The sequence below is a fragment of the Micromonospora mirobrigensis genome (assembly GCF_900091555.1).
Taxonomy (GTDB): domain Bacteria; phylum Actinomycetota; class Actinomycetes; order Mycobacteriales; family Micromonosporaceae; genus Micromonospora; species Micromonospora mirobrigensis.
In genome coordinates, this window is the sequence record NZ_FMCX01000001.1 from 783,547 (window position 1) to 806,474 (window position 22,928).

At 71.7% G+C, this 22,928-nt stretch carries 21 protein-coding genes; 4 read left to right on the forward strand and 17 right to left on the reverse strand.

What is annotated here, in order from left to right; translation table 11 throughout:
• Positions 1-12 precede the first annotated feature (12 nt).
• The 6 genes from GA0070564_RS03670 to GA0070564_RS03695 all read right to left on the reverse strand — a co-directional run bounded on the left by GA0070564_RS03670 (position 13) and on the right by GA0070564_RS03695 (position 7,651).
• A complete protein-coding gene (locus GA0070564_RS03670; RefSeq protein WP_091602410.1) occupies positions 13-1,083 on the reverse strand; it encodes a BMP family lipoprotein in 1,071 nt (356 codons plus the stop codon).
• Positions 1,084-1,359: 276 nt separating this feature from the next.
• A complete protein-coding gene (locus tag GA0070564_RS03675; protein ID WP_091602413.1) occupies positions 1,360-1,701 on the reverse strand; it encodes a hypothetical protein in 342 nt (113 codons plus the stop codon).
• A gap of 154 nt (positions 1,702-1,855) precedes the next feature.
• Entirely contained in the window at positions 1,856-3,661 is a 1,806-nt protein-coding gene (locus GA0070564_RS03680) for an alpha-amylase family glycosyl hydrolase (protein ID WP_091602416.1), read from the reverse strand.
• A gap of 179 nt (positions 3,662-3,840) precedes the next feature.
• A complete protein-coding gene (locus tag GA0070564_RS03685) occupies positions 3,841-4,740 on the reverse strand; it encodes a sugar ABC transporter permease (RefSeq protein ID WP_091604513.1) in 900 nt (299 codons plus the stop codon).
• Positions 4,741-4,745: 5 nt separating this feature from the next.
• On the reverse strand, positions 4,746-6,389 hold the full coding sequence (locus tag GA0070564_RS03690) for an ABC transporter permease subunit (protein WP_091602419.1): 1,644 nt from the start codon (positions 6,387-6,389) through the stop codon (positions 4,746-4,748).
• Positions 6,389-7,651 (reverse strand): sugar ABC transporter substrate-binding protein, encoded by a 1,263-nt coding sequence (locus GA0070564_RS03695; RefSeq protein ID WP_091602423.1) that lies wholly within the window; start codon positions 7,649-7,651, stop codon positions 6,389-6,391. Before GA0070564_RS03695 ends, GA0070564_RS03690 begins: the two co-directional genes overlap by 1 nt.
• Before the next feature lie 199 nt (positions 7,652-7,850).
• Between GA0070564_RS03695 and GA0070564_RS03700 the strand changes: the two genes are divergently transcribed.
• The gene (locus tag GA0070564_RS03700) at positions 7,851-8,936 is read left to right on the forward strand and encodes a LacI family DNA-binding transcriptional regulator (RefSeq protein ID WP_091602426.1); all 1,086 of its coding nucleotides are present in this window, start codon (positions 7,851-7,853) and stop codon (positions 8,934-8,936) included.
• 142 nt (positions 8,937-9,078) lie between these two features.
• Positions 9,079-10,713 (forward strand): glycoside hydrolase family 13 protein, encoded by a 1,635-nt coding sequence (locus GA0070564_RS03705; protein WP_091602429.1) that lies wholly within the window; start codon positions 9,079-9,081, stop codon positions 10,711-10,713.
• Between the two features lie 563 nt (positions 10,714-11,276).
• On the opposite strand, the gene GA0070564_RS03710 is transcribed toward GA0070564_RS03705, so the two are convergent.
• The 6 genes from GA0070564_RS03710 to GA0070564_RS03735 all read right to left on the reverse strand — a co-directional run bounded on the left by GA0070564_RS03710 (position 11,277) and on the right by GA0070564_RS03735 (position 15,886).
• Positions 11,277-11,720, reverse strand: coding sequence for a hypothetical protein (locus GA0070564_RS03710; RefSeq protein WP_091602432.1), 444 nt, complete (start codon positions 11,718-11,720; stop codon positions 11,277-11,279).
• A gap of 106 nt (positions 11,721-11,826) precedes the next feature.
• The gene (locus GA0070564_RS03715; RefSeq protein WP_091602434.1) at positions 11,827-12,195 is read right to left on the reverse strand and encodes a GntR family transcriptional regulator; all 369 of its coding nucleotides are present in this window, start codon (positions 12,193-12,195) and stop codon (positions 11,827-11,829) included.
• Between the two features lies 1 nt (position 12,196).
• The gene (locus GA0070564_RS03720; protein ID WP_091602437.1) at positions 12,197-13,132 is read right to left on the reverse strand and encodes a YhjD/YihY/BrkB family envelope integrity protein; all 936 of its coding nucleotides are present in this window, start codon (positions 13,130-13,132) and stop codon (positions 12,197-12,199) included.
• Between the two features lie 51 nt (positions 13,133-13,183).
• Positions 13,184-13,765, reverse strand: a complete 582-nt coding sequence (locus tag GA0070564_RS03725; protein WP_091602440.1) for a 2'-5' RNA ligase family protein — start codon at positions 13,763-13,765, stop codon at positions 13,184-13,186.
• 21 nt (positions 13,766-13,786) lie between these two features.
• Positions 13,787-14,812 carry a tryptophan--tRNA ligase gene (gene trpS, locus GA0070564_RS03730; RefSeq protein WP_091602443.1) on the reverse strand — a complete coding sequence of 342 codons (1,026 nt, stop codon included), beginning with the start codon at positions 14,810-14,812 and terminating at the stop codon, positions 13,787-13,789.
• Between the two features lie 33 nt (positions 14,813-14,845).
• Entirely contained in the window at positions 14,846-15,886 is a 1,041-nt protein-coding gene (locus tag GA0070564_RS03735) for a hemolysin family protein (protein WP_091602446.1), read from the reverse strand.
• 185 nt (positions 15,887-16,071) lie between these two features.
• On the opposite strand from GA0070564_RS03735, the gene galE reads away from it, so the two are divergent.
• Positions 16,072-17,055: a UDP-glucose 4-epimerase GalE gene (gene galE, locus GA0070564_RS03740; RefSeq protein ID WP_091602449.1), complete on the forward strand. Its 984-nt coding sequence runs from the start codon at positions 16,072-16,074 to the stop codon at positions 17,053-17,055.
• Positions 17,052-18,227: a galactokinase gene (gene galK / locus GA0070564_RS03745; protein WP_091602452.1), complete on the forward strand. Its 1,176-nt coding sequence runs from the start codon at positions 17,052-17,054 to the stop codon at positions 18,225-18,227. The genes galE and galK overlap by 4 nt, the downstream gene beginning before the upstream one ends.
• A 64-nt stretch (positions 18,228-18,291) precedes the next feature.
• Here galK and cysN read toward each other — a convergent pair whose 3' ends face one another.
• The 5 genes from cysN to GA0070564_RS03770 all read right to left on the reverse strand — a co-directional run bounded on the left by cysN (position 18,292) and on the right by GA0070564_RS03770 (position 22,926).
• Positions 18,292-19,599: a sulfate adenylyltransferase subunit CysN gene (cysN, locus tag GA0070564_RS03750; protein ID WP_091602455.1), complete on the reverse strand. Its 1,308-nt coding sequence runs from the start codon at positions 19,597-19,599 to the stop codon at positions 18,292-18,294.
• Positions 19,599-20,510 carry a sulfate adenylyltransferase subunit CysD gene (gene cysD / locus GA0070564_RS03755; protein WP_091602458.1) on the reverse strand — a complete coding sequence of 304 codons (912 nt, stop codon included), beginning with the start codon at positions 20,508-20,510 and terminating at the stop codon, positions 19,599-19,601. Before cysD ends, cysN begins: the two co-directional genes overlap by 1 nt.
• A gap of 80 nt (positions 20,511-20,590) precedes the next feature.
• Positions 20,591-21,424 carry an inositol monophosphatase family protein gene (locus GA0070564_RS03760; RefSeq protein ID WP_091602461.1) on the reverse strand — a complete coding sequence of 278 codons (834 nt, stop codon included), beginning with the start codon at positions 21,422-21,424 and terminating at the stop codon, positions 20,591-20,593.
• A 90-nt stretch (positions 21,425-21,514) separates the two neighbouring features.
• Positions 21,515-22,105 carry an aminoacyl-tRNA hydrolase gene (gene pth, locus GA0070564_RS03765; protein WP_091602464.1) on the reverse strand — a complete coding sequence of 197 codons (591 nt, stop codon included), beginning with the start codon at positions 22,103-22,105 and terminating at the stop codon, positions 21,515-21,517.
• Between the two features lie 113 nt (positions 22,106-22,218).
• On the reverse strand, positions 22,219-22,926 hold the full coding sequence (locus tag GA0070564_RS03770; RefSeq protein WP_091602467.1) for a 50S ribosomal protein L25/general stress protein Ctc: 708 nt from the start codon (positions 22,924-22,926) through the stop codon (positions 22,219-22,221).
• Between the last annotated feature and the right edge of the window lie 2 nt (positions 22,927-22,928).

Below are 22,928 nucleotides of genomic sequence, written 5' to 3' on the forward strand. Positions count from 1 at the left end.
GGGGCGGGATGGTCACTTGGTCGGCTGGGCCTTCGAGGTGACCGTGATGGTGCCGGCGGCGATGTCCGCCTTGATCTTGTCGACCTCGGCCTTCAGGTCCGCCGGGACCTTGCTGTCGAAGTCGTGGTACGGCGCGATGGAGACGCCGTTGTTGGCCAGGTCGCCGACGAAGCCGGGCTTGGCCTGGAGCTTCTCGCCGTTGGCGGCCTTCAGCACGGCCTCCTTGACGGCGTCCGGGATGTTCTTCACCACGGTGGTGACGATGGCGGCGCAGTCCGGGGTGCTCTCGCAGCCGTCGACGTCCACCCAGACGACCGAGTACTTGCCGCCCGAGGCCTTCGCCGCGGAGGTGGTGCCGAGGCCGGCGCCGCCGGCGACCGGCATGATGATGTCCGCGCCCTGGGCGACCAGGGTGTCGGAGACCTTCTTGCCCTCGTCCTGCTTGACGAAGTCGTTGGTGAAGGAACCCTTCTGGGTGTCCTTGTTCCAGCCGAGCACCTGGACGTTCTTGCTCTTGGCCTTGTTGTAGTACGCCACGCCGTCGGCGAAACCGTCCATGAAGATGGTCACCGGCGGGATCGGCAGGCCGCCGTAGGTGCCGACCTTGCCGGTCTTGCTCATCCCGGCGGCGAGGTAGCCGGCCTGGAAGGCGGCCTGCGCGGTGTCGAACTGCATCGGGTAGACGTTGTCGATACCCGGGTTCGCGTCGACGATGGCGAACTGCTGGTTCTTGTTCGCCTCGGCGGCCTTCTTGGTGGCGTCCTGCATCAGGCCACCGACGGCCAGGATGAAGTCGCACTTCTGGTCCACGAAGCCCTTCAGGTTGACCTCGTAGTCAGCCTCGGCCTTCGACTGCACGTTCTTGATGTCGATCTTGTCGTTGGCCTCCTTCGCCGCCTTGAGGCCCGCCCAGGCGGAGGTGTTGAAGGACTTGTCGTCGATGCCACCGACGTCGGTCACCATGCAGGCGCTGAACTTCTTGCCGCCGTTGCCACCGGCGTTGTTGTCGTCCTTGGGTGCCTCACCACAGGCGGCGGCACCCAGCACGAGCCCACCCGCCACGAAGGCGGAGGCGATCCGCATCCCACGCACAGTGCGCAAGACGTCTCCTTCCCATTGCACACCGCGCTGTTGCGGTGGCAGCCCTTGAGCCGGCCTGCGCTGCGCCGCCGGCTTCCCACGTTACGGACGGGAGCGTACGCCCGCGCCCACCCACCGGCCGCCAATCGTGCACGACTGTTGGATGGCTGTTACCCCTACGTAACCCTCACGTGGGGCAGATCACTTTTCGGCGTGCAGGACGGTAGGCGGAGTGTCGCGAACGTCCGGTTCACCGGGCCGTTTCCGCAGCTCGGCGGGTCACCGCCAGAACACCGCCACCGCGGCGTTGACCAGCGTCAACCCGATGATCGCGAGGAAGTGGCCACGGGCCACCGACTCCCGCTTCCGGGAGAAGAAGACCATGACGAAGATCAGCAGCGCGAACACCAACTTGGTAACAAGTTTTGCGGGCGCCGGCTCGTCGCCGTCCCGCAGCGGGGCGGCGAGGCCGAGGCCGGTCAGCAGGCCGATCACCGAGCCCCAGAGCATGGCCGCGTTGATCCGCAGCCGGCCGATGACGTACTGGGCGATCGAGCCGCCGAGCAGCAGCGCGAACCCGATCAGATGGACGTAGAGGAGTACCAGACGAAGAGCTTCCACGGGAGCCATCCTGCCCCATCAACGACAACTTGTAGTAGCCGCCCCGCCCAGCTGATCTCAGACCGTGACCTCCACCTGCCGGCCCCGGCGTCGGCAGGTGGAGCGTTAAGAGGGGGCCCCTGTACAACGGAATCCGTTAACAGGGGGCCCCTGCTTACATCCGCCAGATCTGGAACGTGGGACCGTCGCCGGGCAGGGTCACCGCGCCGTCGGCGTCTGGCCGCAGCGCCGGCGCCCCGCCGTACACGTTCTCCCCGGCCGGCAGGCCGGCCAGGCGGACCGGGGTGCCGGCCGCGCGGCGGGCCAGCACCAGCACCGAGCCGGTCGGGGCCTCGCGCAGGAAGACCAGGGTGTCGGCGTCGACGTGCGCCCAGCGCAGGCCGCCGTGACGCAGCGCCGGCTCGGCGCGCCGCAGGGCCAGCAGCGACCGGTACGCGGCGAACGTGCCCTGGTCCCAGCTCTCCGGCCGGTGCCACGGCATCGGGGTACGCGAGCCCTCCCCGTTCTCCCCGGTGAGCCCCAGCTCGTCCCCGGCGAAGACCACCGGGGTGCCCGGCATGGTGGCCAGCAGCCCGGCCGCCACCTCCTGCCGGGCGGCGTCGCCGACGACCGTCCGGATCCGGGCCGAGTCGTGCGAGCCGAGCAGCTGCCACGACTGGGTGTACGACCGCCAGGAGATCAGCGACCGGTAGGTGTCCATGGTGGTCAGGATCGCCTCGGCGTCCCGCCGGCGTACCCCGCCCGGGGTGCCGAGGAAGTTCGGCACCGGCTGGTCGCCGTGGCGCAGCCAGGACCAGATCGGGTCGGTGAAGCCGACGTAGTTCATCGTGCCGTGCCAGCCGTCCCGGTCCAGGTCACCGGTGTGGTCGTGACCGTGCTCGGCGAGCAGCAGCCCGTCCGGGCGGGTGCCGGCGACCACCTCGCGCAGCAGCCGCGCCACCTCGTGGGTGTACGCGTCCGCGCCGCGCCGGCCGGTCATGTTGGCCACGTCGACCCGCCAGCCGTCCAGCCCGTACGGCGGGCGCAGCCAGCGGCGCAGCAGCGAGTCCTCGGCGGTGGCGAAGCGCCGGCGCAGCTCCGCGCTGCCCCAGTTCAGCTTCGGCAGCGACCGGACCCCGTTCCAGGACTCGTAGTCACCGGTCTCGTCGAAGTAGTACAGCTCCCGTTCGGGGGCGTGCGGGTCGGCCAGCGCCCGGGTGAACCACTCGTGGGCGTCGCCGGTGTGGTTGCTGGTGATGTCGCCGAGCAGCCGCCAACCCCGGGCGTGCACCGCGTCGGCCAGCCGGGCCAGGGCGGCGTCCCCGCCGAGCAGCGGGTCGACCGTGTCGAAGCTGGCCGCGTCGTAGCGGTGGTTGGAGCGGGCCGGGAAGATCGGGGTGAGGTAGACGGTGTTCACCCCGAGCCGGTCCAGGTGGTCCAGCCGTTCGGCGATGCCGTCCAGGTCGCCGCCGTAGAACTGGTGCGGCGTCTCCGGGCCACGGCCGATCACCGGGGTGTCCCAGTCGCATCCGATGGCCCAGTCCGGCGGCGTGCGGTTGTCGGCGGCGGCCGACCGGGCGAACCGGTCGGGGAAGATCTGGTAGATCACCGCGTCCCGGGTCCAGGCCGGCGGCGGGGCGTGGCTGACCAGCTTGAAGTCGCCGTTGTCCGGCACGTCGTGGCCGGCCAGGCCGGCCGCGTTGAGCCAGCGGTAACCCGTGGTCCCGGTCAGCATGAACCGGTAGTTGCTGACCGGGTTGCGGACCTGCACGTCGGCCCGCCACCAGACGTCGCCGTCCTTGGTGTGGTCGACGGTGGCCTCGGCGAAGTGCGGTTCACCGTCCCCGGTGGTGCGCACGTGGACCTGGGTGACGTCGGCGCCCTCGGGCACCCGGACGAAGACCGGGACGCGCTGGCCGAGCGCCGGTTCCTGCTCGGGGACGTAGGTGGCGGAGCCGTCGTGGTGCGGCTGGAGAGCCATGGTGGCGCCTTTCGCGTCGGTCGGACGGGAGTGGAAAGGGGTCGCCCACCGCGGCCGGTCTCCCGACCGCGGTGGCACGACCCGAAACTGCTCCGGTGTACGTCATCCCGACGCCCTTGCCGCAGCGCGGAGCGGCACCACTCGCCTCGCCCTCGACGGCGAGCGGCCACCTATCCGGTTTATCCTTTGACCGCTCCGGCGGTGAGACCGGAGACGATGTAGCGCTGGAGGAGCTGGAACACCAGCACCGTCGGGATGGCGGTGAGCAGGGTGCCCGCCGCGAACATCCCGAAGTTGTTGTTCCGCTCGCCGGCCACCAGGCCGTACATGCCGACCGCGAGGGTCTTGGTGTTCGGCTCGGTGAGGAACACGTTGGCGAGGATGAACTCGTTGATCGAGCCGATGAAGGCGAGCAGCCCGGTCACCGCGAGGATCGGCGCCACCAGCGGCAGCATGATCCGGAAGAAGACCTGGACGTGCGAGGCGCCGTCCATGGTGGCCGACTCGTCCAGCTCCTTCGGCAGGGTGTCGAAGAAGCCCTTCATCAGCCAGGTGTTCGCCCCCAGCGCGCCACCCATGTAGAGCAGGAACAGGCCCCACGGGGTGTTGAAGCCGATGCTCGGCCACAGGTCGGTCACCGTCGTGAAGATCAGGAAGATCGCCACGATGGCCAGGAACTGCGGGAACATCTGGATCAGCAGCAGCGCGAGCAGGCCGACCCGCCGCCCGGCGAACCGCATCCGGGAGAACGCGTACGCGGCCAGCGAGGACAGGAAGATCGACGCGAAGGAGGCCACCCCCGCCAGCAGCAGCGAGTTGAGGAACCAGTGACCGAACGCCGTGTTGTCGAACAGGTTGCGGAAGTTCTCGACCGACGCCCCGGTGGGCAGCAGCTGGGTGGAGGAGAGCGTGCCCAGCGGGTTGAACGCCGCGGAGATCACGAACACGATCGGGAAGAGGCTGAACAGCACGGCCACCACCCCGACCACGTGCCGCCAGCCCACCTGGGCGAACCAGCGGTTCTTGGTCTTCGGCGTCGCGTTGCGGTTGGCCACGGGCGCCTCGGCGTAGGTGCTCATCGCGCTCACGCGTACACCTCCTCCTGCTTGCGGGTCCGGGAGAAGCTGATCGCGGAGACGATGGCCACGATCGCGAAGATGAAGATCGAGACGGTCGCCGCCAGGCCGAACTCGGCGCCCTGGGCGCCGAAGGCCAACCGGTAGGTGTACGTGATCAGCAGGTCGGTGGCGCCGTTGCGCGGGTTGTCCGCCGGGAACGGCCCACCGTCGGTGGTGAACAGGATCGCGTTGACGTTGTTGAAGTTGTACGCGAACGACGCGATCAGCAGCGGCGAGATCGCCACCAGCAGCAGCGGCAGGGTGACCGCCTTGAACGACTGCCACGGGGTGGCGCCGTCGACCGAGGTCGCCTCGGTCAGCTCCCGGGGGATGGCCTGGAGCGCGCCGGTGGCCACCAGGAACATGTACGGGTAGCCGAGCCAGAGCTGCACCAGCAGCACCGCGATCCGGGCCGACCAGGCCTCACCGAACCAGTCGACGTTCAACCCGAACAGGTTGTTGATCAGGCCGAAGTCGGTGTTGAACATGTCCCGCCAGACCAGCAGCATCGCGAACGACGGCATGGCGTACGGCAGGATCAGCAGCACCCGGTAGAGGTTGGTCCCCCGCATCCGGGGCGAGTGCAGGGCCAGTGCGATCGCCATGCCGAGCAGGAAGGTCAGCCCGGTGGAGCCGATCGCGAAGGCGAAGTTCCAGGCCAGCGTGCCGAAGAACGGGCCGGAGATGTTCGGGTCGGTCAGCACCCGGGTGAAGTTCTTCAGCCCGACGTTGACCTTCCAGCCCTGGGTCAGCCGCTCACCGTCGGCGGCGACGAAGGAGCCGGTCTTCTCGTCGGCGGCCCACGTCCTGCCGCTCTCGCCGTCCCGGATGCAGTCGCAGCCCGCCTCGTACGCCCGGGCCGCCTTGCCCTCGTAGGCGCGGCTGAGGCCGGTGGACCGGATGGCCCCGCCCTCGGTGGGGACGATCAGCGAGGTGACGTCCTTGCTCCGGACGCTGGCCTGGCCGATGTTCAGCACCGTGTAGCCCTCGGCGGCGGTGATCCTGCCGGTGAGGCTGCTGGCGGTGACCTGGCCGGCGTCGAGCTGGCGCAGCCCGTCCGCGTCGCCCGCGTAGACCTGCTTGGTCTTCGGGTCGGAGAGCAGGAAGACCAGCGGGCCGGTCGCCGGGTCACCCTTGGTGGCGACCGACAGGGCGTACTCGGTGGAGCCGGGGACCTGCTTCACCGAGGAGGTCTGGATGGCGACGATCGCGTCGTCCTTGGTGCCGCGGTGGCCGTCGCCGAAGTTCGTGAAGGCGGTGCTCGCCGTGTAGAGCACCGGGATGACCTGGAACGCGACCAGGAACAGCGTCCCGGGGACCAGGTACTTGGCCGGGATGTGCCGGCGGGTGAGGTAGAGGTAGAGCAGGGCGGCGGTGGTGACCGCCAGGACGCCGAGCCCCAGCCACTCCTTGGCCTCGATGAGCGGGAAGGCCGCCCAGGTCGCGATGCCGGCCACCAGGCCGAGCAGGATCACCTTGACGATGAGGCCGGTCGCGGTGATCGGCGCGTGGTTCCGCGCGGTACGGGACTTGCGCGGGAGCCCGCTGCGAACGGGCTCCCGGCCCGGGGTCTGCTGGGCAGACCCCGGGCCGGACAGCGACGTGCTCATTACTTGATCTGACCCTGGATGGCCTTGCCGGCCGAGGTGACCGTCTTGGCCGGGTCGGCGCCACCGATGACGGCGGCCTCGGCCTTGCCGAACGGGTCCCAGATCGCGGCCATGGCCGGGATCGCCGGGAGCACCTGGCCGTTCTTGCCGGCCTCGGCGAACTTGGCCAGGTCGGCGTCCTCGCCCTTGACCTGGTCGAAGGCGGCGGTCAGCGCCGGCGGGCGCGGCTCGGCCTTGTAGAGCGCGACGGCCAGCTCGGGCTTGGTCACGTAGTTGGAGACGAACTCCTGGGCCAGGGCCTTGTTCTTGCCCTTGGCGGCGACGTAGAACGCCTGGACGCCCACGAACGGCTGGGCCTCCTTGCCACCGGCGAAGCCGGGGACCGGGGAGATGTCGTAGGAGATGTTGGCCTTCTTGGCGTCGGCGATGGCCCACGGGCCGGAGACCAGGAAGGCGCACTTCTTGCTGGTGAAGGTGGAGATGGAGTTCTCCGGGGTGATGGAGCGCTTCAGCGCACCCTCGCCCTTCTCACCCAGCTTCGCGATCTTCTGGAAGGCCGCGATCGACTCCGGCTTGCCCACGCCCAGGTCCTTGGGGTCGTAGTCGCCGTTGGCCGAGGTGCCGAACAGGTAGCCACCACCCGAGGTGTACAGCGGGTAGATGTGGTACGCGTCGCCGTTCTGGCCGGACTGGAGGCAGAGGATCTCGCTGGCCTTCTTCTGGGCCTTGAGCTGCTTGCCGGTGGCGACCAGCTCCTCGATCGTCTTCGGCGCCTGCGGGGCCAGCTCGGTGTTGCGGATGAGCGCGACGTTCTCGGTGGCGTAGGGGACGCCGTAGAGCTGGCCGTTGAAGGTCACGGCCTTGATGGCGGTCTCGTTGAAGCCGCTCTTCTGCTCCGCGGCGAGCTGCACCGGGTCGATGGCGCCGTTCTGCACCAGGTTGCCGATCCAGTCGTGCGCGCCGACCACGACGTCCGGGCCGCTGCCCTGCTGGGAGGCGGTCACGAAGTTGGTCTGCAGGTCCTTGGAGACGGCCTGGACCTCGACCTTGACGCCGTTCTCCTTGCCGAACTCCTCGGCGAACGGCTTGAGGGCGGCCGTGCGCTTGTCGTCGGCCCAGATGACCAGCTTGCCGCCGGCGGCGGCGGGCGTGGCGGAGTTCTGGGCGGCCGGCTTGTCGCTGCTGCTGCTGCCGTTGCCGCAGCCGGAGGCGGCGAGCGCCAGGCCGAGGACGGCGACCACACCCGTGGTACGGATGCGCATCGGTACTCCTGTCGTCATGGCGACCCGCCGGGGGAAGGACGGACCGCCAGTGGAAAACCTCTGTAAGTTCTTGCCAACCGGCGCTAGAGTGCCGCGCCGCTGCTCTCGCGTGTTGCGGGGACGTTAGCAAGAGGTTGCAGGGAATGGAAGGGCTTGCAGGAGTGTACGCAAGAACTTGACGGTGGGCTAAAGTGCGGCCATGCGCGCTCGACTATCCGACATCGCCCAACAGGCCGAAGTCAGCGAGGCCACGGTGTCGCGGGTGCTCAACGACCGCCCCGGAGTGGCCCCGGAGACCCGGCAGGCCGTACTGACCGCCCTCGACGTTCTCGGCTACGAACGCCCCGCCCGGCTGCGCAAGCGCAGCGCCGGGCTGGTCGGGCTGGTCGTCCCGGAGCTGGAGAACCCGATCTTCCCGGCGTTCGCCCAGGTGATCGAGTCGACCCTGGCCCAGAGCGGCTTCACCCCGGTGCTGTGCACCCAGACCCCCGGCGGGGTCACCGAGGACGAGTACGTCGAGATGCTGCTGGACCGGCAGGTCTCCGGGATCGTCTTCGTCTCCGGCCTGCACGCCGACACCGCGGCCAGCCACGACCGCTACCGGGCGCTGATCGGCCGGCCGCTGCCGGTCGTCATGATCAACGGGTACGTCCCCGGCATCGCCGCCCCCTTCGTCTCCTGCGACGACCGGGAGTCCGCGGAGCTCGCCGTCGCCCACCTGGTGGCGCTCGGGCACCGGCGGATCGGCCTGATCACCGGCCCGGACCGGTTCGTCCCGGTGCAGCGCAAGGTCGCCGGCTGGCGTTCGGCGATGACCCGGCTGGCCGGGGTCGCCGAGGCCGACCTCGACCCGCTGGCCGAGCTCTCGCTCTTCGGCGTGGAGGGCGGCGAGGCCGCCGCCGGGCGCCTGCTGGACCGCGGGGTCACCGGCATCGTCTGCGGGTCGGACCTGATGGCCCTCGGCGCGATCCGGGCGGCCCGGCAGCGCGGCCTCTCGGTCCCCGGCGAGCTCTCCGTGGTCGGGTACGACGACTCCCCGCTGATGGCCTTCACCGACCCGCCGTTGACGACTGTTCGCCAGCCGGTGGCGGCGATGGCGGTGGCGGCGGTACGCGCCCTGGTCGACGAGATCAACGGGCACCCGGCGCCGCACTCGGAGTACCTGTTCCGTCCGGAGCTGGTGGTCCGCGGCTCGACGGCGGTGGTCCGCCCGGCGTCGCCGGTGGCCGGCAAGGCGTCCGGCCGGCAGCGTCCGGCCCTACCCGCGGTCGCCGTACCGGCGTGAGTTTGCCCTCGCCGCGGGCAACCGACGTCATTTCTTGCGCAAGAGCTGCTTGACTCTTGCAGCGCTGGGGCGGCATTCTGCTTTCACATCAGCGCCCGCCGGGGCGCCGCCGTCCCGCGCCACAGAACGGGGATCGTCACCGATGACCGCCACCACCCCTGAGCCGCTGACCTCCGACGACGACTGGTGGCGTTCCGCGGTCGTCTACCAGGTCTACGTCCGCAGCTTCGCCGACGCCAACGGCGACGGCGTGGGCGACATCCCCGGCATCCGGGAGCGCCTGCCCTACCTGCGTGACCTCGGGGTGGACGCGCTCTGGCTGACCCCGTTCTACACCTCGCCGCAGATCGACGCCGGCTACGACGTCGCCGACTACCGCGACGTGGACCCGCTCTTCGGCTCGCTCACCGACTTCGACGCCATGATCACCGACGCGCACGCGCTCGGCCTGCGGATCATCGTCGACCTGGTGCCGAACCACACCTCCAGCGCCCACCCGTGGTTCACCGCCGCGCTGGCCGCCGCCCCCGGCTCGCCGGAGCGGGCGCGGTACCTCTTCGCCGACGGCAGGGGCGAGACCGGTGAGCTGCCGCCGAACGACTGGGAGAGCATCTTCGGCGGCCCCGCCTGGACCCGGCTCCCCGACGGCCAGTGGTACATGCACCTGTTCGACCCGGCTCAGCCGGACCTGAACTGGCGCCACCCCGAGGTACGCGCCGAGTTCGAGGACGTCCTGCGCTTCTGGCTCGACCGGGGCGTGGACGGATTCCGGATCGACGTGGCGCACGGCATGATCAAGGCCGAGGGGCTGCCGGACGTCGGCTTCAACTCGATGACCACCGGGCAGCGCCAGTCGGAGCTGCTCGGCAAGGGCCGGCTGCCGTACTTCGACCAGGACGAGGTGCACGAGATCTACCGCGCCTGGCGGCCGATCCTGGACAGCTACCCCGGCGGCCGGATGGCCGTGGCCGAGGCGTGGGCGGAGACCCCGCAGCGGCTGGCCCGCTACATCGGCGCGGACGAGCTGCACCAGGCGTTCAGCTTCGACTTCCTCGACGCCACCTGGTCGGCCGACTCGTTCCGCAAGGTGATCGACACCGCGCTCGCCGAGTCGACCATCGTCGGCGCGCCCACCACCTGGGTGCTCTCCAACCACGACCGGCAGCGGCACGTCACCCGGTACGGCGACGGCGAGGTCGGCCTGCGCCGCGCCCGGGCCGCCGCCCTGCTCATGCTGGCCCTGCCCGGTGCCGCGTACGTCTACCAGGGCGAGGAGCTGGGCCTGCCGGAGGTGCTGGACCTCCCCGACGAGCTGCGCCAGGACCCGTCGTTCCTGCGTACCGGGGAGAGCCGCGACGGCTGCCGGGTGCCGATCCCGTGGAGCGGCGAGCTGGCCCCGTACGGCTTCGGCCCGGAGGGCAGCGAGCTGAGCTGGCTGCCGGCCCCGGCGACCTGGCGTGGCCTCTCGGTCGCCGCCCAGACCGGCGTGCCCGGCTCCACGCTGGAGCTCTACCGCGCCGCGCTGCGGGCCCGACACGAACACCCGGCGCTGGCCGGCACCGCCGGTGGCGTGGTCTGGCTGGAGACCGAGCCCGGCGTGCTGGCCTTCAGCCGTGCGGCCGGCCCGGCCGTGCTGACCTGCGTGGTCAACCTCAGCGGCGCGGAGGTGACGATCGACGGCTACGGCCAGCCGGTCGTGGCCAGCGCCGATCTCACCGAGCGGGGCGAGGGTCACGTCCTGCCGGTGGACGCAGCTGCGTGGTTCGAACGGCGCTGAGCCGGGTAACCCGCTGACGACCTGGTCGTCCGTTGTGCTCCGCGCCGACGGGCGGCTGGGCAACCGACCCCTTGTGGTGGGGGGTGAGGTGGCGCCGGCGCCTCGGGATCCGTCCCGGGGCGCCGGCGTCCATCCCGGACTCTCCGCCGCCCGCCCGCCGCATGTGTGGGTCACGGGCCGGGTGTGCCGAACCGGCGGCTCGGCTGGGGCCGCCCCGGCGGCCCTGACGTGCCCCTCGCGCGCCGCCACCACTCTTCGTGTTCGACGCGGCCCTTCCTCTCCCACCCCGCGCTCCCTTTGCTCTGCTCGCCCCCACGCATCAGTAACCCGCAGTAGGCGCCGGTTCATCGCGAGTCGCAGCAGAGCTGCTGGTCAGGGACGTGGTGCGTATGCGGCAGCAGAGCAAAGGCTGGGGAGGACCGACGTCGTCCCGGCCTGCGTGGCCACGCTGGGTAGGCAAAGTCACGTGTGACCATCGGTGACGGAGATCGGCGACGCAGCGAAACCGCCGACACGAGCGGGCGACCAGCCACACGAGCGGCGGGCCGCAGGGGCGACCGACCTCAGCCCTCGCGGGTGGTGAGCAGCTTGGCGATCCGGGCGAAGCCGGCCCGCAGCTCGTCCCGGCTCGGCGCGGGCAGTGGCTGCGGCACCGGCTCCTGCTCGGCGGCCCGCTCCAACTCCTCGTCGATGACGTCCTCGAAGTCGCCGTAGAGGTCGGACTCGTCGACCCGGGCGGCCTCGTCCTCGGCGGCGATCTGCGCCGCCGCGATCTCGCCCCGGATCTCCTCCGCCGACAGCGCCGGCAGCAGCGGCTCGACCACCGCCATCAACTGCTCCTCGGCCACCACCGCCTCGGCCAGGGCCAGCGCGTGCGGCCGCTCGTACGGCCCGCAGACGACCGGCTCCCACTCGTCGGCGTCGCCCAGCGGCCCGAAGGTGATGATCCACGGCAGGCCGAGCATCGGGGAGTCGTCCGGCAGGTCCAACGTCACGAGAGCGCCCACGGGATCATCATGGTCGGTCGGTCCAGCGCACCGGGTGGCATTTGCCCTATTCATCTTTTCCTTCGGCTGTCGGGATCGGGTCACTCCGGCCGTACGGCCCGCCGGGTCACCCCGGTCGGGCGGCGGCCAGCGCGGCCCGGACCAACGCCAGCGCCCGATCCGCCGGCACGCCCAACCGGAGCGCCTCGGCCGCGTACGCGGTGGCGGCGGCGTGCAGCCGGTCGGTGGCGTCGTCCCGGCCCGGGGCCACCACCGTCCCGTGCCGGCCCCTGGTCTCGACCAGCCCGGCCGCCTCCAGTTCCCGGTAGGCCCGCGCCACCGTGTTCACCGCCAGCCCCAGCTCGGCGGCGAGCTGCCGGACCGGGGGCAGCCGGGTACCGACCGGCAACCGGCCGTCGCCCACCTGCTCGGCGAGCTGCGAGCGCACCTGCTCGTACGGGGGCAGCACCGAGTCGGCCTCGATCACGATCCGCACGTCAGCCCGCCCCGCCCGGCGTACCGGGGTCGCTCTCGTCGTCGACCTCCACGTCCACCTCCCGCGCGGCGCCGCCCTCCGCCAGGTCCACCACCCGGCCGTACGGGCTGGTGGCGGCGAGCGCGGCGCCGAAGAGCACCAACTGGTTGAGCAGGTACAGGTAGAGCAGCAGACCGACCGCGGTCGCCACCACGGTGTACGCCGGGTTCCGCTCGGTCCGCACCACGTAGTAGCGCCCCACCGTGTTCAGCAGGGTGATCCCGACGGCCACCACCAGGACCACCGGCCGCAGCCGGCGCCGGCTCATCCGCAGCCGCGGCACCGCCACCAGCAACGCCGTGGCGAGCACCGCGTTGACCAGCACGCTGAGCACCGCGCTGATCGTGGTCAGCCCCACCGAGCCGGTGCTGCGCAGCAGGAACCGCAGCAGCGACTCCAGCGCGTCGACGGCGGCCACCGAGACGCCGAGCATCACGAAGACCAGCAGCAGCACCCCAAGATCCACCAGCCGGCGGATCACCAGGTTGCCGGGCTGCTGGTTGAAGCCGTACATCAGCCGCTGGGAGGAGCGGATCGCCTCCACCCAGCCGACGCCGGTGAAGACCAGGATGACCAGACCGACCACCCCGACGGTGCTGCTGCTCTGGGCGATCTGCTGCGGGTCGAGGAACGGCAGGTTCGCCTTCAGGAAGTCGGCCGCCGCCGCGCTGACGTCGTCGTTGTCCTGGAGGATCGCCCCGAAGACCCAGTACGCGACCAACGCCAGCGCGAACACCGCGAAGAAGCCGTAGTACGCGATCGCCGCCGCGAGCCGCCCGCCGAGCACGTCCCCGTAGAGGGTGCCGGCCCGCCACAGGTGGTCGAACGCGGGCAACCGGCCGCGGGCCACGTCGATCTGGCGGCCCAGGCCCGCCTCGATGCGGCCGATCACGTTCACGACGTCATCCTCGCCGATCTCTCGACTCGACGGTGGCCGGGCGCGCTCAGCTCAGCCGCCGAGCCGGAAGTCCCGGCGGGGCTGCCACCGGGCCTGCCCACTGTGCGAGAAGAGGGTGAACGCCTCCACCTCGAAGATGGCGGAGAAGTCGGCCAGGTCCTCGTACACCCTGTCCAGCGCCTCCGGCGCGACGTCCTGCGCGACGGTGACGTGCGGGTGGTACGGGAAGCGGGCCTCGCGGTGCAGCTCGGGGGCCGCGTTGATCGCCGCGGCCAGCAGCTCGCACTCGCTGATCCCCGCCGCGACCGTCACGAAGACCACCTGGGTCACCGGCCGGAAGGTGCCCGTCCCGCGCAGGTGCAGCGCGAACGGCAGGTGCGCGGTCGCCACCCGGTCCAGGTGCGCCTCGACGGCCGGCAGCGCGGCGACCGGGATCTCGGTCGGCCCGAGCAGCGTCACGTGCGCCGGTACGGCCTGCGGGTCACCGGCCTCGATCCGCCGCTGGGTGAGCAGCGCGCCCCACGGCTCGGGGATGTCCACCGCGATCCCGATCTGGATGGTGTCGCCGTGCGACGGCTCCCCGTCCCTGCGATCCACGCTCCGCGCCACCCCTCCGGCCACCGACTGCTCCACCCGTCTCCGTCGCCCGGGCCGCTACTCGAAGCGCACCGGCGGGAGGAAACCCACCCGCTCGTAGACCTGGTGCAGGGTGGGCGCGGCGACCGCCCGGGCCTTCTCCGCGCCGGCGGCGAGCAGCTTGTCCAACTGGGCGGGGTCGTCAAGGTAGGCGCGGGTGCGCTCCTGGATCGGGGTGACGAACTCCCGGACCACCTCGCCGAGGTCCTTCTTGAGGTCGCCGTAGCCCTTGCCGTCGTACGCGGCGACCAGGTCGTCGATGCTCCGGCCGGAGAGCGCCGAGTAGATGGTCAGCAGGTTGGAGACACCCGGCTTGGTCTCGGCGTCGAAGACGATCTCCCGGCCGGTGTCGGTGACCGCGGAACGGATCTTCCTGGCCGAGCGGGCCGGATCCTCCAGCAGGTCGATGATGCCGGCCGGCGAGGAGGACGACTTCGACATCTTCGCCGTCGGGTCCTGGAGGTCGGTGATCTTCGCGGTGTCCTTGACGATGTGCGGCGCCGGCACCGTGAAGGTGGCGCCGAACAGCGAGTTGAACCGCTGCGCCAGGTCGCGGGAGAGCTCCAGGTGCTGGCGCTGGTCCTCGCCGACCGGAACCGCGTTGGCCTGGTAGAGCAGAATGTCGGCGGCCTGGAGGACCGGGTACGTGAACAGGCCGACGCTGGCCCGCTCGCTGCCCTGCTTCTGCGACTTGTCCTTGAACTGGGTCATCCGGCTGGCCTCGCCGAAGCCGGTGATGCAGCCGAGCACCCAGGCCAGCTGCGGGTGCTCGGGCACCTGGGACTGGACGAAGAGGGTGCTGCGCTCGGGGTCGAGGCCGACCGCGAAGAGCTGGGCGGCGGCCACCCGGGACCGCTGCCGGAGCACCTTGGGGTCGTGTCCGGCGGTGATCGCGTGCAGGTCGACCACGCAGTAGAACGCGTCGTGGCTGTCCTGAAGGGCCACCCAGTGCCGCACCGCGCCCAGGTAGTTGCCGAGGTGGAACGAATCGGCCGTCGGCTGGATGCCGGAGAAGACGCGGGGGCGGGCGGGTACGTCGGACATGGCGGCAATTCTGTCAGGAGGACCGGGCGTACGTCATGACGGGCCGGCGGGTCGGCTCCCGACCGGCCGCGTCGGGCCGGCGGCCTCGCGGATCCCGGGCGGTCCGGTCGCCTCCCGCCGCTGCCCGGGTAGGCGCGCGACGGAGACCGCGAGCCGGGACACCCGGCGCCCGTCCAGGGCGAGCACCCGCAGCAGCCAGCCGTCCTCGTCACCGGGCCCGGGGGCGGTGGGGTGACCGGGCACCGGCACCTCGTCGCCGGCGACCGGCAGCCGGCCGAGCGCCGCCATCACGTAGCCGCCGACCGTCTCGTACGGGCCGGCGGGGAGCGGGACGCCGGTGCGCTCGGCGAAGTCGGCGAGGTTGAGCCGGCCGTCCACCACTGCGGGCAGCCCGGCGAGCACCGGTTCGGACGGGCTGTCGTACTCGTCGCGGATCTCGCCGACCAGCTCCTCGACCAGGTCCTCGCAGGTGACGATGCCCGCCGTGCCGCCGTACTCGTCGACCACCACGGCGAGGTGGTGGCCCTCGCGGCGCATCTCGTGCAGCGCGGCGAGCACCCGCTTGCTGCCGGGCAGCCGCTTGACCTCCCGAGTCAGCTCCCGCACGGTCGCCCGCGGATCGCCGTCGGGGCGCAGCAGCACGTCGCGCAGGTGGACGAAGCCCAGCACGTCGTCGTGGGTGCCGTCCACCACCGGGTAGCGGGTGTGGGTCTCGGCGCGGACCAGCCGGGCCGCCTCGGCGACGGTGAGGTCGGCGGCCAGGAAGACCACCTCGGTGCGGGGCATCATCACCTCGCGGACCAGGCTGGCGCCGGCCTCCAGCACCTCGTCGATGATCCGCCGTTCGACCGGGTCGAGCAGGGTGTTCGCGGCGACCAGGTCGCGCAGCTCCGCCTCGCTGATCCGTTCCCGGCCGGCGGCCGGGCTGGCGCCGAGCAGGTCTGTGACCAGTCGGGTGGCGCCGTCGGCGGCGCGTACGACGATCCGGGCGATGGTCCGGGCGACCCGGCCCGGCTCGCGGCGCGGCCGCCCCGGTGGTCGCCGCCGGGGGCCGGGATGACCCGCTTCCCGCATGACAGCGATGGTAGACACCGGGGGCCCGCCGCACCGGCGGACACGGGGATCAGGGCCACCATGTTCGGGTCTGTTTGATCGCGTTGTTTCATGATGGAATGGGGAGGCGCCGACGACGGGCCGACAACCCCGCCCGGCCGTACGATGATCACCGGAAGTGACCCCCCAGGCTGGAGGAACCCGACGTGAAACTGCTCGTCACCGGTGGCGCCGGGTACATCGGCAGCGTGGTGGCCCGGATGCTGCTCGACAACGGCCACGACGTGACCGTCCTCGACGACCTGCGGACCGGGCACCGGGCGGCCCTCGCCCCGGAGGCGACCCACGTCGACCTGCCGATCCACGAGGCGGCCCAGGTCCTCACCCCGGACGCCGGCTTCGACGGCGTGCTGCACTTCGCCGCCCTCATCGCCGCCGGCGAGTCGATGGTCAGGCCCGAGCTGTACTGGCGGAACAACACCGTCGGCTCGCTCGCGCTGATCGACGCCGTACGGGCCGCCGGGGTGCCCCGGCTGGTCTTCTCCTCCACCGCCGCCGTCTACGGCAACCCGCTGGAGCTGCCCATCCCGGAGACCGCCGTCAAGGCCCCCACCAACACGTACGGGGCCACCAAGCTCGCCGTCGACATGGCGCTGACCTCCGAGGCGATCGGGCACGACCTGGCCGCCGTGTCGCTGCGCTACTTCAACGTGGCCGGCGCGTACCTCCGCGGTGACCTGGCCATCGGCGAGCGGCACGACCCGGAGACGCACCTGATCCCGATCGCCCTGGAGGTCGCCGCCGGCCGGCGGGACAAGCTCCAGATCTTCGGCGACGACTACCCCACCGTCGACGGCACCTGCGTCCGCGACTACATCCACGTGGTGGACCTGGCCCGGGCGCACCTGCTCGCGCTCACCGCCGCCGTGCCCGGCCGGCACCGCATCTACAACCTCGGCAACGGCAACGGCTTCACCAACCGGCAGGTGGTCGAGGTGGTCCGCGAGGTCACCGGGGAGCCGGTGCCGGTCGAGACGGCGCCGCGCCGCGAGGGCGACCCCGCCGAGCTGGTCGCCTCCTCGGCGCTGGCCCGCGAGGAGCTGGGCTGGGTGCCGGAGAAGCCGACCCTGCACGACATGGTCGGCGACGCCTGGGCCTTCTACCGCACCCACATCCTGGAGCAGCGGTGAGCGCGGGCCAGCCGGCCGGGGACGTCGCGGCCCGCGCCGCCGCCGGCTTCCGGCAGGAGTACGCCGACGAGCCCGCCGGCCGCTGGGCGGCTCCCGGCCGGGCGAACCTGATCGGCGAGCACACCGACTACAACGACGGCTTCGTGCTGCCCTTCGCCCTGCCGCGGCGTACGGTCGCCGCCGCCGACCGCCTCGACGCCGAGCGGTGGGAGGTCTGGTCGGAGCTCTCCGGCGAGCGGATCTCCTTCGGCGGCGCCGACGTCGACGAGCCCGGCCGGGTCACCGGCTGGGGCGGGTACGTGGCCGGGGTGGTCTGGGCGCTGCGCGAGGCCGGGTACGCGGTGCCGGGCGCCCGGATCGCGCTCGCCTCGGACGTGCCGCTCGGCTCCGGGCTGTCCTCCTCGGCGGCGCTGGAGGCGGCGGTGCTCGCCGCCCTGGTCGACCTGGGCGGGCTGGACCTGCCCGCCGACCGGCAGCCCCGGCTGGCGCAGCGGGCCGAGAACGCCTACGTCGGCGCCCCGACCGGGATCATGGACCAGTCCGCCGTCATCCGGTGCCGGGAGGGGCACGCCCTCTTCCTGGACTGCCGCTCCGAGGCCGTCGAGCAGATCCCGTTCGACCTGGACGCGGCCGGGCTGGCCGTGCTGGTGGTGGACAGCCGGGCCCCGCACCGGCACGTCGACGGCGAGTACGCGGCCCGCCGGAAGTCCTGCGAGCGGGCCGCCGAACTGCTCGGGGTGCCCGCGCTGCGCGACGTCGACGCGGCCGGGCTCGACGCGAGACTGGACCGCCTCGACGACCCGGAGACCCGACGCCGGGTGCGGCACGTGGTCACCGAGGACCAGCGGGTCCTGGACACCGTCGAACTGCTCCGCGCCGGCCGGGTACGCGAGATCGGCCCGCTGCTGACCGCCTCGCACGCCTCGATGCGGGACGACTTCGAGATCACCGTCCCGGAGATCGACACCGCCGTCGAGGCGGCGCTGGCCGCGGGCGCCCTGGGTGCGCGGATGACCGGCGGCGGCTTCGGCGGCTGCGTCCTCGCCCTGGTCGAGGCGGCCGCCGCCGACGCGGTCGGCGCCGCCGTGACCAGCGCGTACGCCGAGCGTGGCTTCGCCGCCCCCGGCCACTTCACCGTCCTGCCCGTCGGCGGCGTCACCCGCCTGGGGTGAAAGGAAGGGCCCCCTGTCAACGCTTCGCGTATGGCAGGGGGCCCTTCCTGACACCTGGAGCCGGTCAGGCGGTGTCGACGATCATGCCGGCGGCGACCGTCCGGTTGGTGGTCTCGTCGATGATCACGAACCCACCGGTCGTCCGGTTGCGGCGGTACTCGTCGGCGAGCAGCGGCACGGTGGTCCGCAGCCGCACCCGGCCGATCTCGTTGAGCTTCAACTCGGTGGCCGACTCGTCCCGGTGCAGGGTGTTGATGTCCAGCCGGTAGTGCAGGCCACGCACGATCGCCCGCGCCGACCGGGTGGTGTGCTTGATCGCGTACTTCCCGCCCACCTGCAGCGGCCGGCTCTCGTCCATCCAGCAGACCATCGCCTCGACGTCCTGCGTCACCGCCGGGGCGTTGTTCGGCCGGCAGATCATGTCGCCCCGGGAGATGTCGATCTCGTCGGCGAGCCGTACGGTGACCGACATCGGCGGGAACGCCTCGTCCACCGGCCCGTCGGCGGTTTCCACCGCGGCGATCCGGCTGGTGAAGCCGGACGGCAACGCCATCACCTCGTCGCCGGGCTTCAGCACGCCCGAGGCCACCTGACCGGCGTAGCCCCGGTAGTCGGTGACGGTGGTGGACTGCGGGCGGATGACGTACTGCACCGGGAACCGGACGTCGACCAGGTTGCGGTCGGAGGCGATGTGCACCCGCTCCAGGTGGTGCAGCAGCGACGGCCCCTCGTACCAGGGCATGTTCTCCGACCGGGAGACGATGTTGTCGCCGCGCAGCGCCGAGATCGGCACCACGCTCAGGTCCGGCGCGTCCAGCTTCGTGGCGAAGGCGGTGAACTCGTCGGCGATCCGCTCGAAGACCTCCTGCGACCAGTCCACCAGGTCCATCTTGTTGACGCAGAGGACCAGGTGCGGCACCCGCAGCAGCGAGCAGAGGAAGGCGTGCCGGCGGGACTGCTCCACCAGGCCCTTGCGGGCGTCCACCAGGATCAGCGCCAGGTCGGCCGTGGAGGCGCCGGTGACCATGTTCCGGGTGTACTGGATGTGCCCGGGGGTGTCGGCGATGATGAACTTCCGCCGCGGGGTGGCGAAGTAGCGGTACGCCACGTCGATGGTGATGCCCTGCTCCCGCTCGGCGCGCAGGCCGTCGGTGAGCAGCGCCAGGTTGGTGTACTCGTCGCCCCGGGCCGCGCTGACCGCCTCGACCGCGGCGAGCTGGTCGGTGAAGAGCGACTTGGTGTCGTAGAGCAGCCGGCCGATCAGGGTCGACTTGCCGTCGTCGACGCTGCCCGCCGTGGCGAACCGGAGCAGGTCCATCGGGCGCCCCTCGGGGAGCACGGAGTCGGCCGGAGCCGCGGTGTCGACGCTCATCAGAAGTAGCCCTCCCGCTTGCGGTCCTCCATGGCGGCCTCGCTGACCCGGTCGTCGCCGCGGGTCGCGCCCCGCTCGGTGATCCGGGTCGCCGCGACCTCCTCGATCACCTTCTCGACCGTGTCCGCGTCGGAGCGGACGGCCGCGGTGCAGGAGGCGTCGCCCACCGTGCGGTACCGCACCTGGGCCTTGAACCGCTCCTCGCCCGCCCGGGGGCGGATGAACTCGTTGACCGCGTAGAGCATGCCCTCGCGCTCGATCACCTCACGCTCGTGCGCGTAGTAGATCGACGGCAGCGGGATCCGCTCCCGGGCGATGTAGTGCCAGACGTCCAGCTCGGTCCAGTTGGAGAGCGGGAAGACCCGGATCGACTCGCCCGGGTGGTGCCGGCCGTTGTAGAGCGACCAGAGCTCCGGCCGCTGGTTCTTCGGGTCCCACTGGCCGAACTCGTCGCGGAAGCTGAACACCCGCTCCTTGGCCCGGGCCTTCTCCTCGTCGCGGCGGGCGCCGCCGAAGAGCGCGTCGAAGCGGTGCTTCTCCACCGCGTCCAGCAGCACCGGCGTCTGGATCCGGTTGCGCATCCCGTCGGCGGACTCGCGTACCAGGCCGTTCGACAGCGCCTCGGGCACACTCGCGACGATCAGCTGGAGGCCCAGCTCGGTGACCCGCTGGTCGCGGTATTCCAGCACCTCGGGGAAGTTGTGCCCGGTGTCGACGTGCATCACCGGGAAGGGGATGCTCGCCGGGGCGAACGCCTTCTGCGCCAGCCGGAGCATCACGATCGAGTCCTTGCCGCCGGAGAAGAGCAGCACCGGCCGCTCCATCTCGGCGACCACCTCACGCATCACGAAGATGCTCTCCGCCTCGAGCGCGTCGAGGTGCGAGACCCGGTACGCGGCGGGGGCCGTCATGACAGGAGCTCGATTCGCAAGGAACCACCCATGGGATTCCAGACCTTTCCGGTCGGACTCGTCAAGAAGTGCGACTCAGGCTACCCGGCGTGCCGCTGCAACGCTGCAAGCAACCGACTGGCGAGATCCTTGCGGCAGACCAGCAGGTCGGGCAGGCGCGGGTCGGCCTCGTTGTATTTCAGCGCAGAACCGTCGATCCGGGAAGCGTGCAGTCCGGTGGCCGTCGCCACAGCGACCGGGGCGGCCGAGTCCCACTCGTACTGCCCGCCCGCGTGGATGTACCCGTCGACCTCGCCGGTGATCACCGCGGCGATCTTCGCGCCCGCCGAACCCATCGGCACCAGATGGGCGCCGACCTCCTCGGCCAGGTCCGTCAGGAACACCGGCGGCCGGGACCGGCTCGCCGCCAGCCGGATCACCCGGCCACCCCCGGAGGTCGCCGCCTCCAACGTCATCGGCGGGTACGCGGGCGGGTAGTCGGTGCCCAGCACCCGGTGCTGCGCCGGCAATCCCACCGCGCCGGCCACCAGGCCGTGCGGGGTCGGCGCGTTGCGCGCCCAGAGCGCCACGTGCACCGCCCAGTCCGAGCGGCCCTCCTCGGAGAACTCCCGGGTCCCGTCCAACGGGTCGATGATCCAGACCCGGTCGGCGGTCATCCGGGACACCGCGTCCGGGTTCACCTCCGCCGCCCAGGCCAGCCGGGAACCCTCGTCCTCCTCGGAGAGCACCGCGTCCCCCGGCCGCCACCGGGCCAGCTCCGTACGGATCAGGTCGTGGGAGATCTTGTCGCCCGCGGCCTTGAGCGCGCCGCCGTCGGCGAAGCCCAGCTCCTCCCGGAGGGCCAGCAGCGCCTGCCCGGCCCGGGCGGCGAGCCACCGCGCGAACGCACCGTCGATCATCGGTGGACTGCCCATCAGTCTGCTCCCGTCACGTAGCCACGGGCGGCACCGCCCACGCCAGGCCAGAAGAGGCCAATCTACGCCGTGCGCGCCGGCCCACCCGGCTCACACCCCGTGGTACGCGTTCTGGGTCGGCTCCACCCCTCGGGTGATCACCGACTCCACCACGTCCGCAGCCCGGTCGACCAGGAACTCCAACTCCTTGCGCTCGACCGCGGCGAAGTCCGACAGCACGAAGTCCGCCGGGTCCTGCCGGCCCGGCGGCCGGCCGACACCGAACCGCACCCGGACGTAGTCCTTGCCCGCCAGCGAGCGGGACATCGACCGCAGGCCGTTGTGCCCGCCCTCGCCGCCACCGCACTTGACCCGCAGCTGCCCGTACGGGATGTCCAGCTCGTCGTGGACCGCGACCACCTGGCCGAGCGGCACCTTGTAGAACTGCGCCAGCGCGGCCACCGGCCCGCCGGAGAGGTTCATGTACGTCAACGGCTTGACCAGCACCAGCCGCGGCCCACCGAAGCCGAGCCGCCCCTCGGCGACCTCGGCGACCGCCCGCTTGTGCCGCCCGAACCTGGCGCCCACCCGACCGGCCAGCAGGTCGGCCACCATGAAGCCGACGTTGTGCCGGTTGCCGGCGTACTCCCGGCCCGGGTTGCCCAGACCGACCACCAGCCACGGCCCCGACTCGTCCGTCACGCCCGTTCCCTCCCGCGTCAGCCCGGCGCCCGTCCCGCCTTCGGCGGGCGACGCCGATACGACGACAGGCGCCCCCGGGGTACGGGGACGCCTGTCACACGATCTCGAACCGATCAGGCCTCGGTCTTGGCCTCGGCGCTCTCCTCGCCACCGGCGGCGGCCGGCTCGCCGGCCTCGGCGCCCTCGGACGACTCGGCGGTCTCCTCGCCGACGCCGGCCTCGGCCTCCTCGTCGGCGGTCTCGACCTCGGGCAGCGTCGCCTCGAGCTGCTCGGCGGTCGGGGCGGCGGTCACCGCGGCGACCGGGGTCTCCGGGTCGGTGGCCAGCTCGACGCCGGCCGGCAGCTCCACGTCGGCGGCGGTGACCTGGTTGCCGGCCTCCAGGCCCTCGATCGAGGCCTCCAGGTGGTCCGGCACCTTGGTGGCGTCGGCGACCACCGACAGGGTGTCGTGGTCGTGCACGATCAGGGTGTCGCGGGCAGCCTCGCCGGTCAGCTGGACCGGGACCTCGACGGTGACCTTCTCGCCCCGGCGGACCAGGATCAGGTCGACGTGCTCGAAGGTGTCCTTGATCGGGTCGCGCTGGATCGCCTTCGGCAGCGCCAGCACCTGGGTGCCGTCGCTGACCTCGATGGCGAGGAGCTGGTTGGCGCCACCGTTACGGATGGCGGCGGCGAACTCGCGGGCCGGGAGGGCGATGTGCTTGGGCTTCTCGCCGTGACCGTAAAGCACGGCGGGCACCTTGCCGGCCCGGCGGGTACGACGGGCACCACCCTTGCCGAACTCGGTACGGGGCTCGGCGCTGATCTTTACCTCGGACACGG

Coding starts and splice junctions, on each gene's coding strand:
- cysD (WP_091602458.1), bottom strand. CDS start 20,510: ATGACGGCCCCCGCCGCGTACCGGGTCTCGCACCTCGACGCGCTCGAG.
- GA0070564_RS03695 (WP_091602423.1), bottom strand. CDS start 7,651: ATGCGCATCCGTACCACGGGTGTGGTCGCCGTCCTCGGCCTGGCGCTC.
- trpS (WP_091602443.1), bottom strand. CDS start 14,812: ATGTCCGACGTACCCGCCCGCCCCCGCGTCTTCTCCGGCATCCAGCCG.
- GA0070564_RS03685 (WP_091604513.1), bottom strand. CDS start 4,740: ATGAGCACCTACGCCGAGGCGCCCGTGGCCAACCGCAACGCGACGCCG.
- GA0070564_RS03700 (WP_091602426.1), top strand. CDS start 7,851: ATGCGCGCTCGACTATCCGACATCGCCCAACAGGCCGAAGTCAGCGAG.
- GA0070564_RS03760 (WP_091602461.1), bottom strand. CDS start 21,424: ATGGGCAGTCCACCGATGATCGACGGTGCGTTCGCGCGGTGGCTCGCC.
- GA0070564_RS03670 (WP_091602410.1), bottom strand. CDS start 1,083: ATGCGGATCGCCTCCGCCTTCGTGGCGGGTGGGCTCGTGCTGGGTGCC.
- cysN (WP_091602455.1), bottom strand. CDS start 19,599: ATGAGCGTCGACACCGCGGCTCCGGCCGACTCCGTGCTCCCCGAGGGG.
- GA0070564_RS03680 (WP_091602416.1), bottom strand. CDS start 3,661: ATGGCTCTCCAGCCGCACCACGACGGCTCCGCCACCTACGTCCCCGAG.
- GA0070564_RS03735 (WP_091602446.1), bottom strand. CDS start 15,886: ATGCGGGAAGCGGGTCATCCCGGCCCCCGGCGGCGACCACCGGGGCGG.
- GA0070564_RS03690 (WP_091602419.1), bottom strand. CDS start 6,389: ATGAGCACGTCGCTGTCCGGCCCGGGGTCTGCCCAGCAGACCCCGGGC.
- GA0070564_RS03705 (WP_091602429.1), top strand. CDS start 9,079: ATGACCGCCACCACCCCTGAGCCGCTGACCTCCGACGACGACTGGTGG.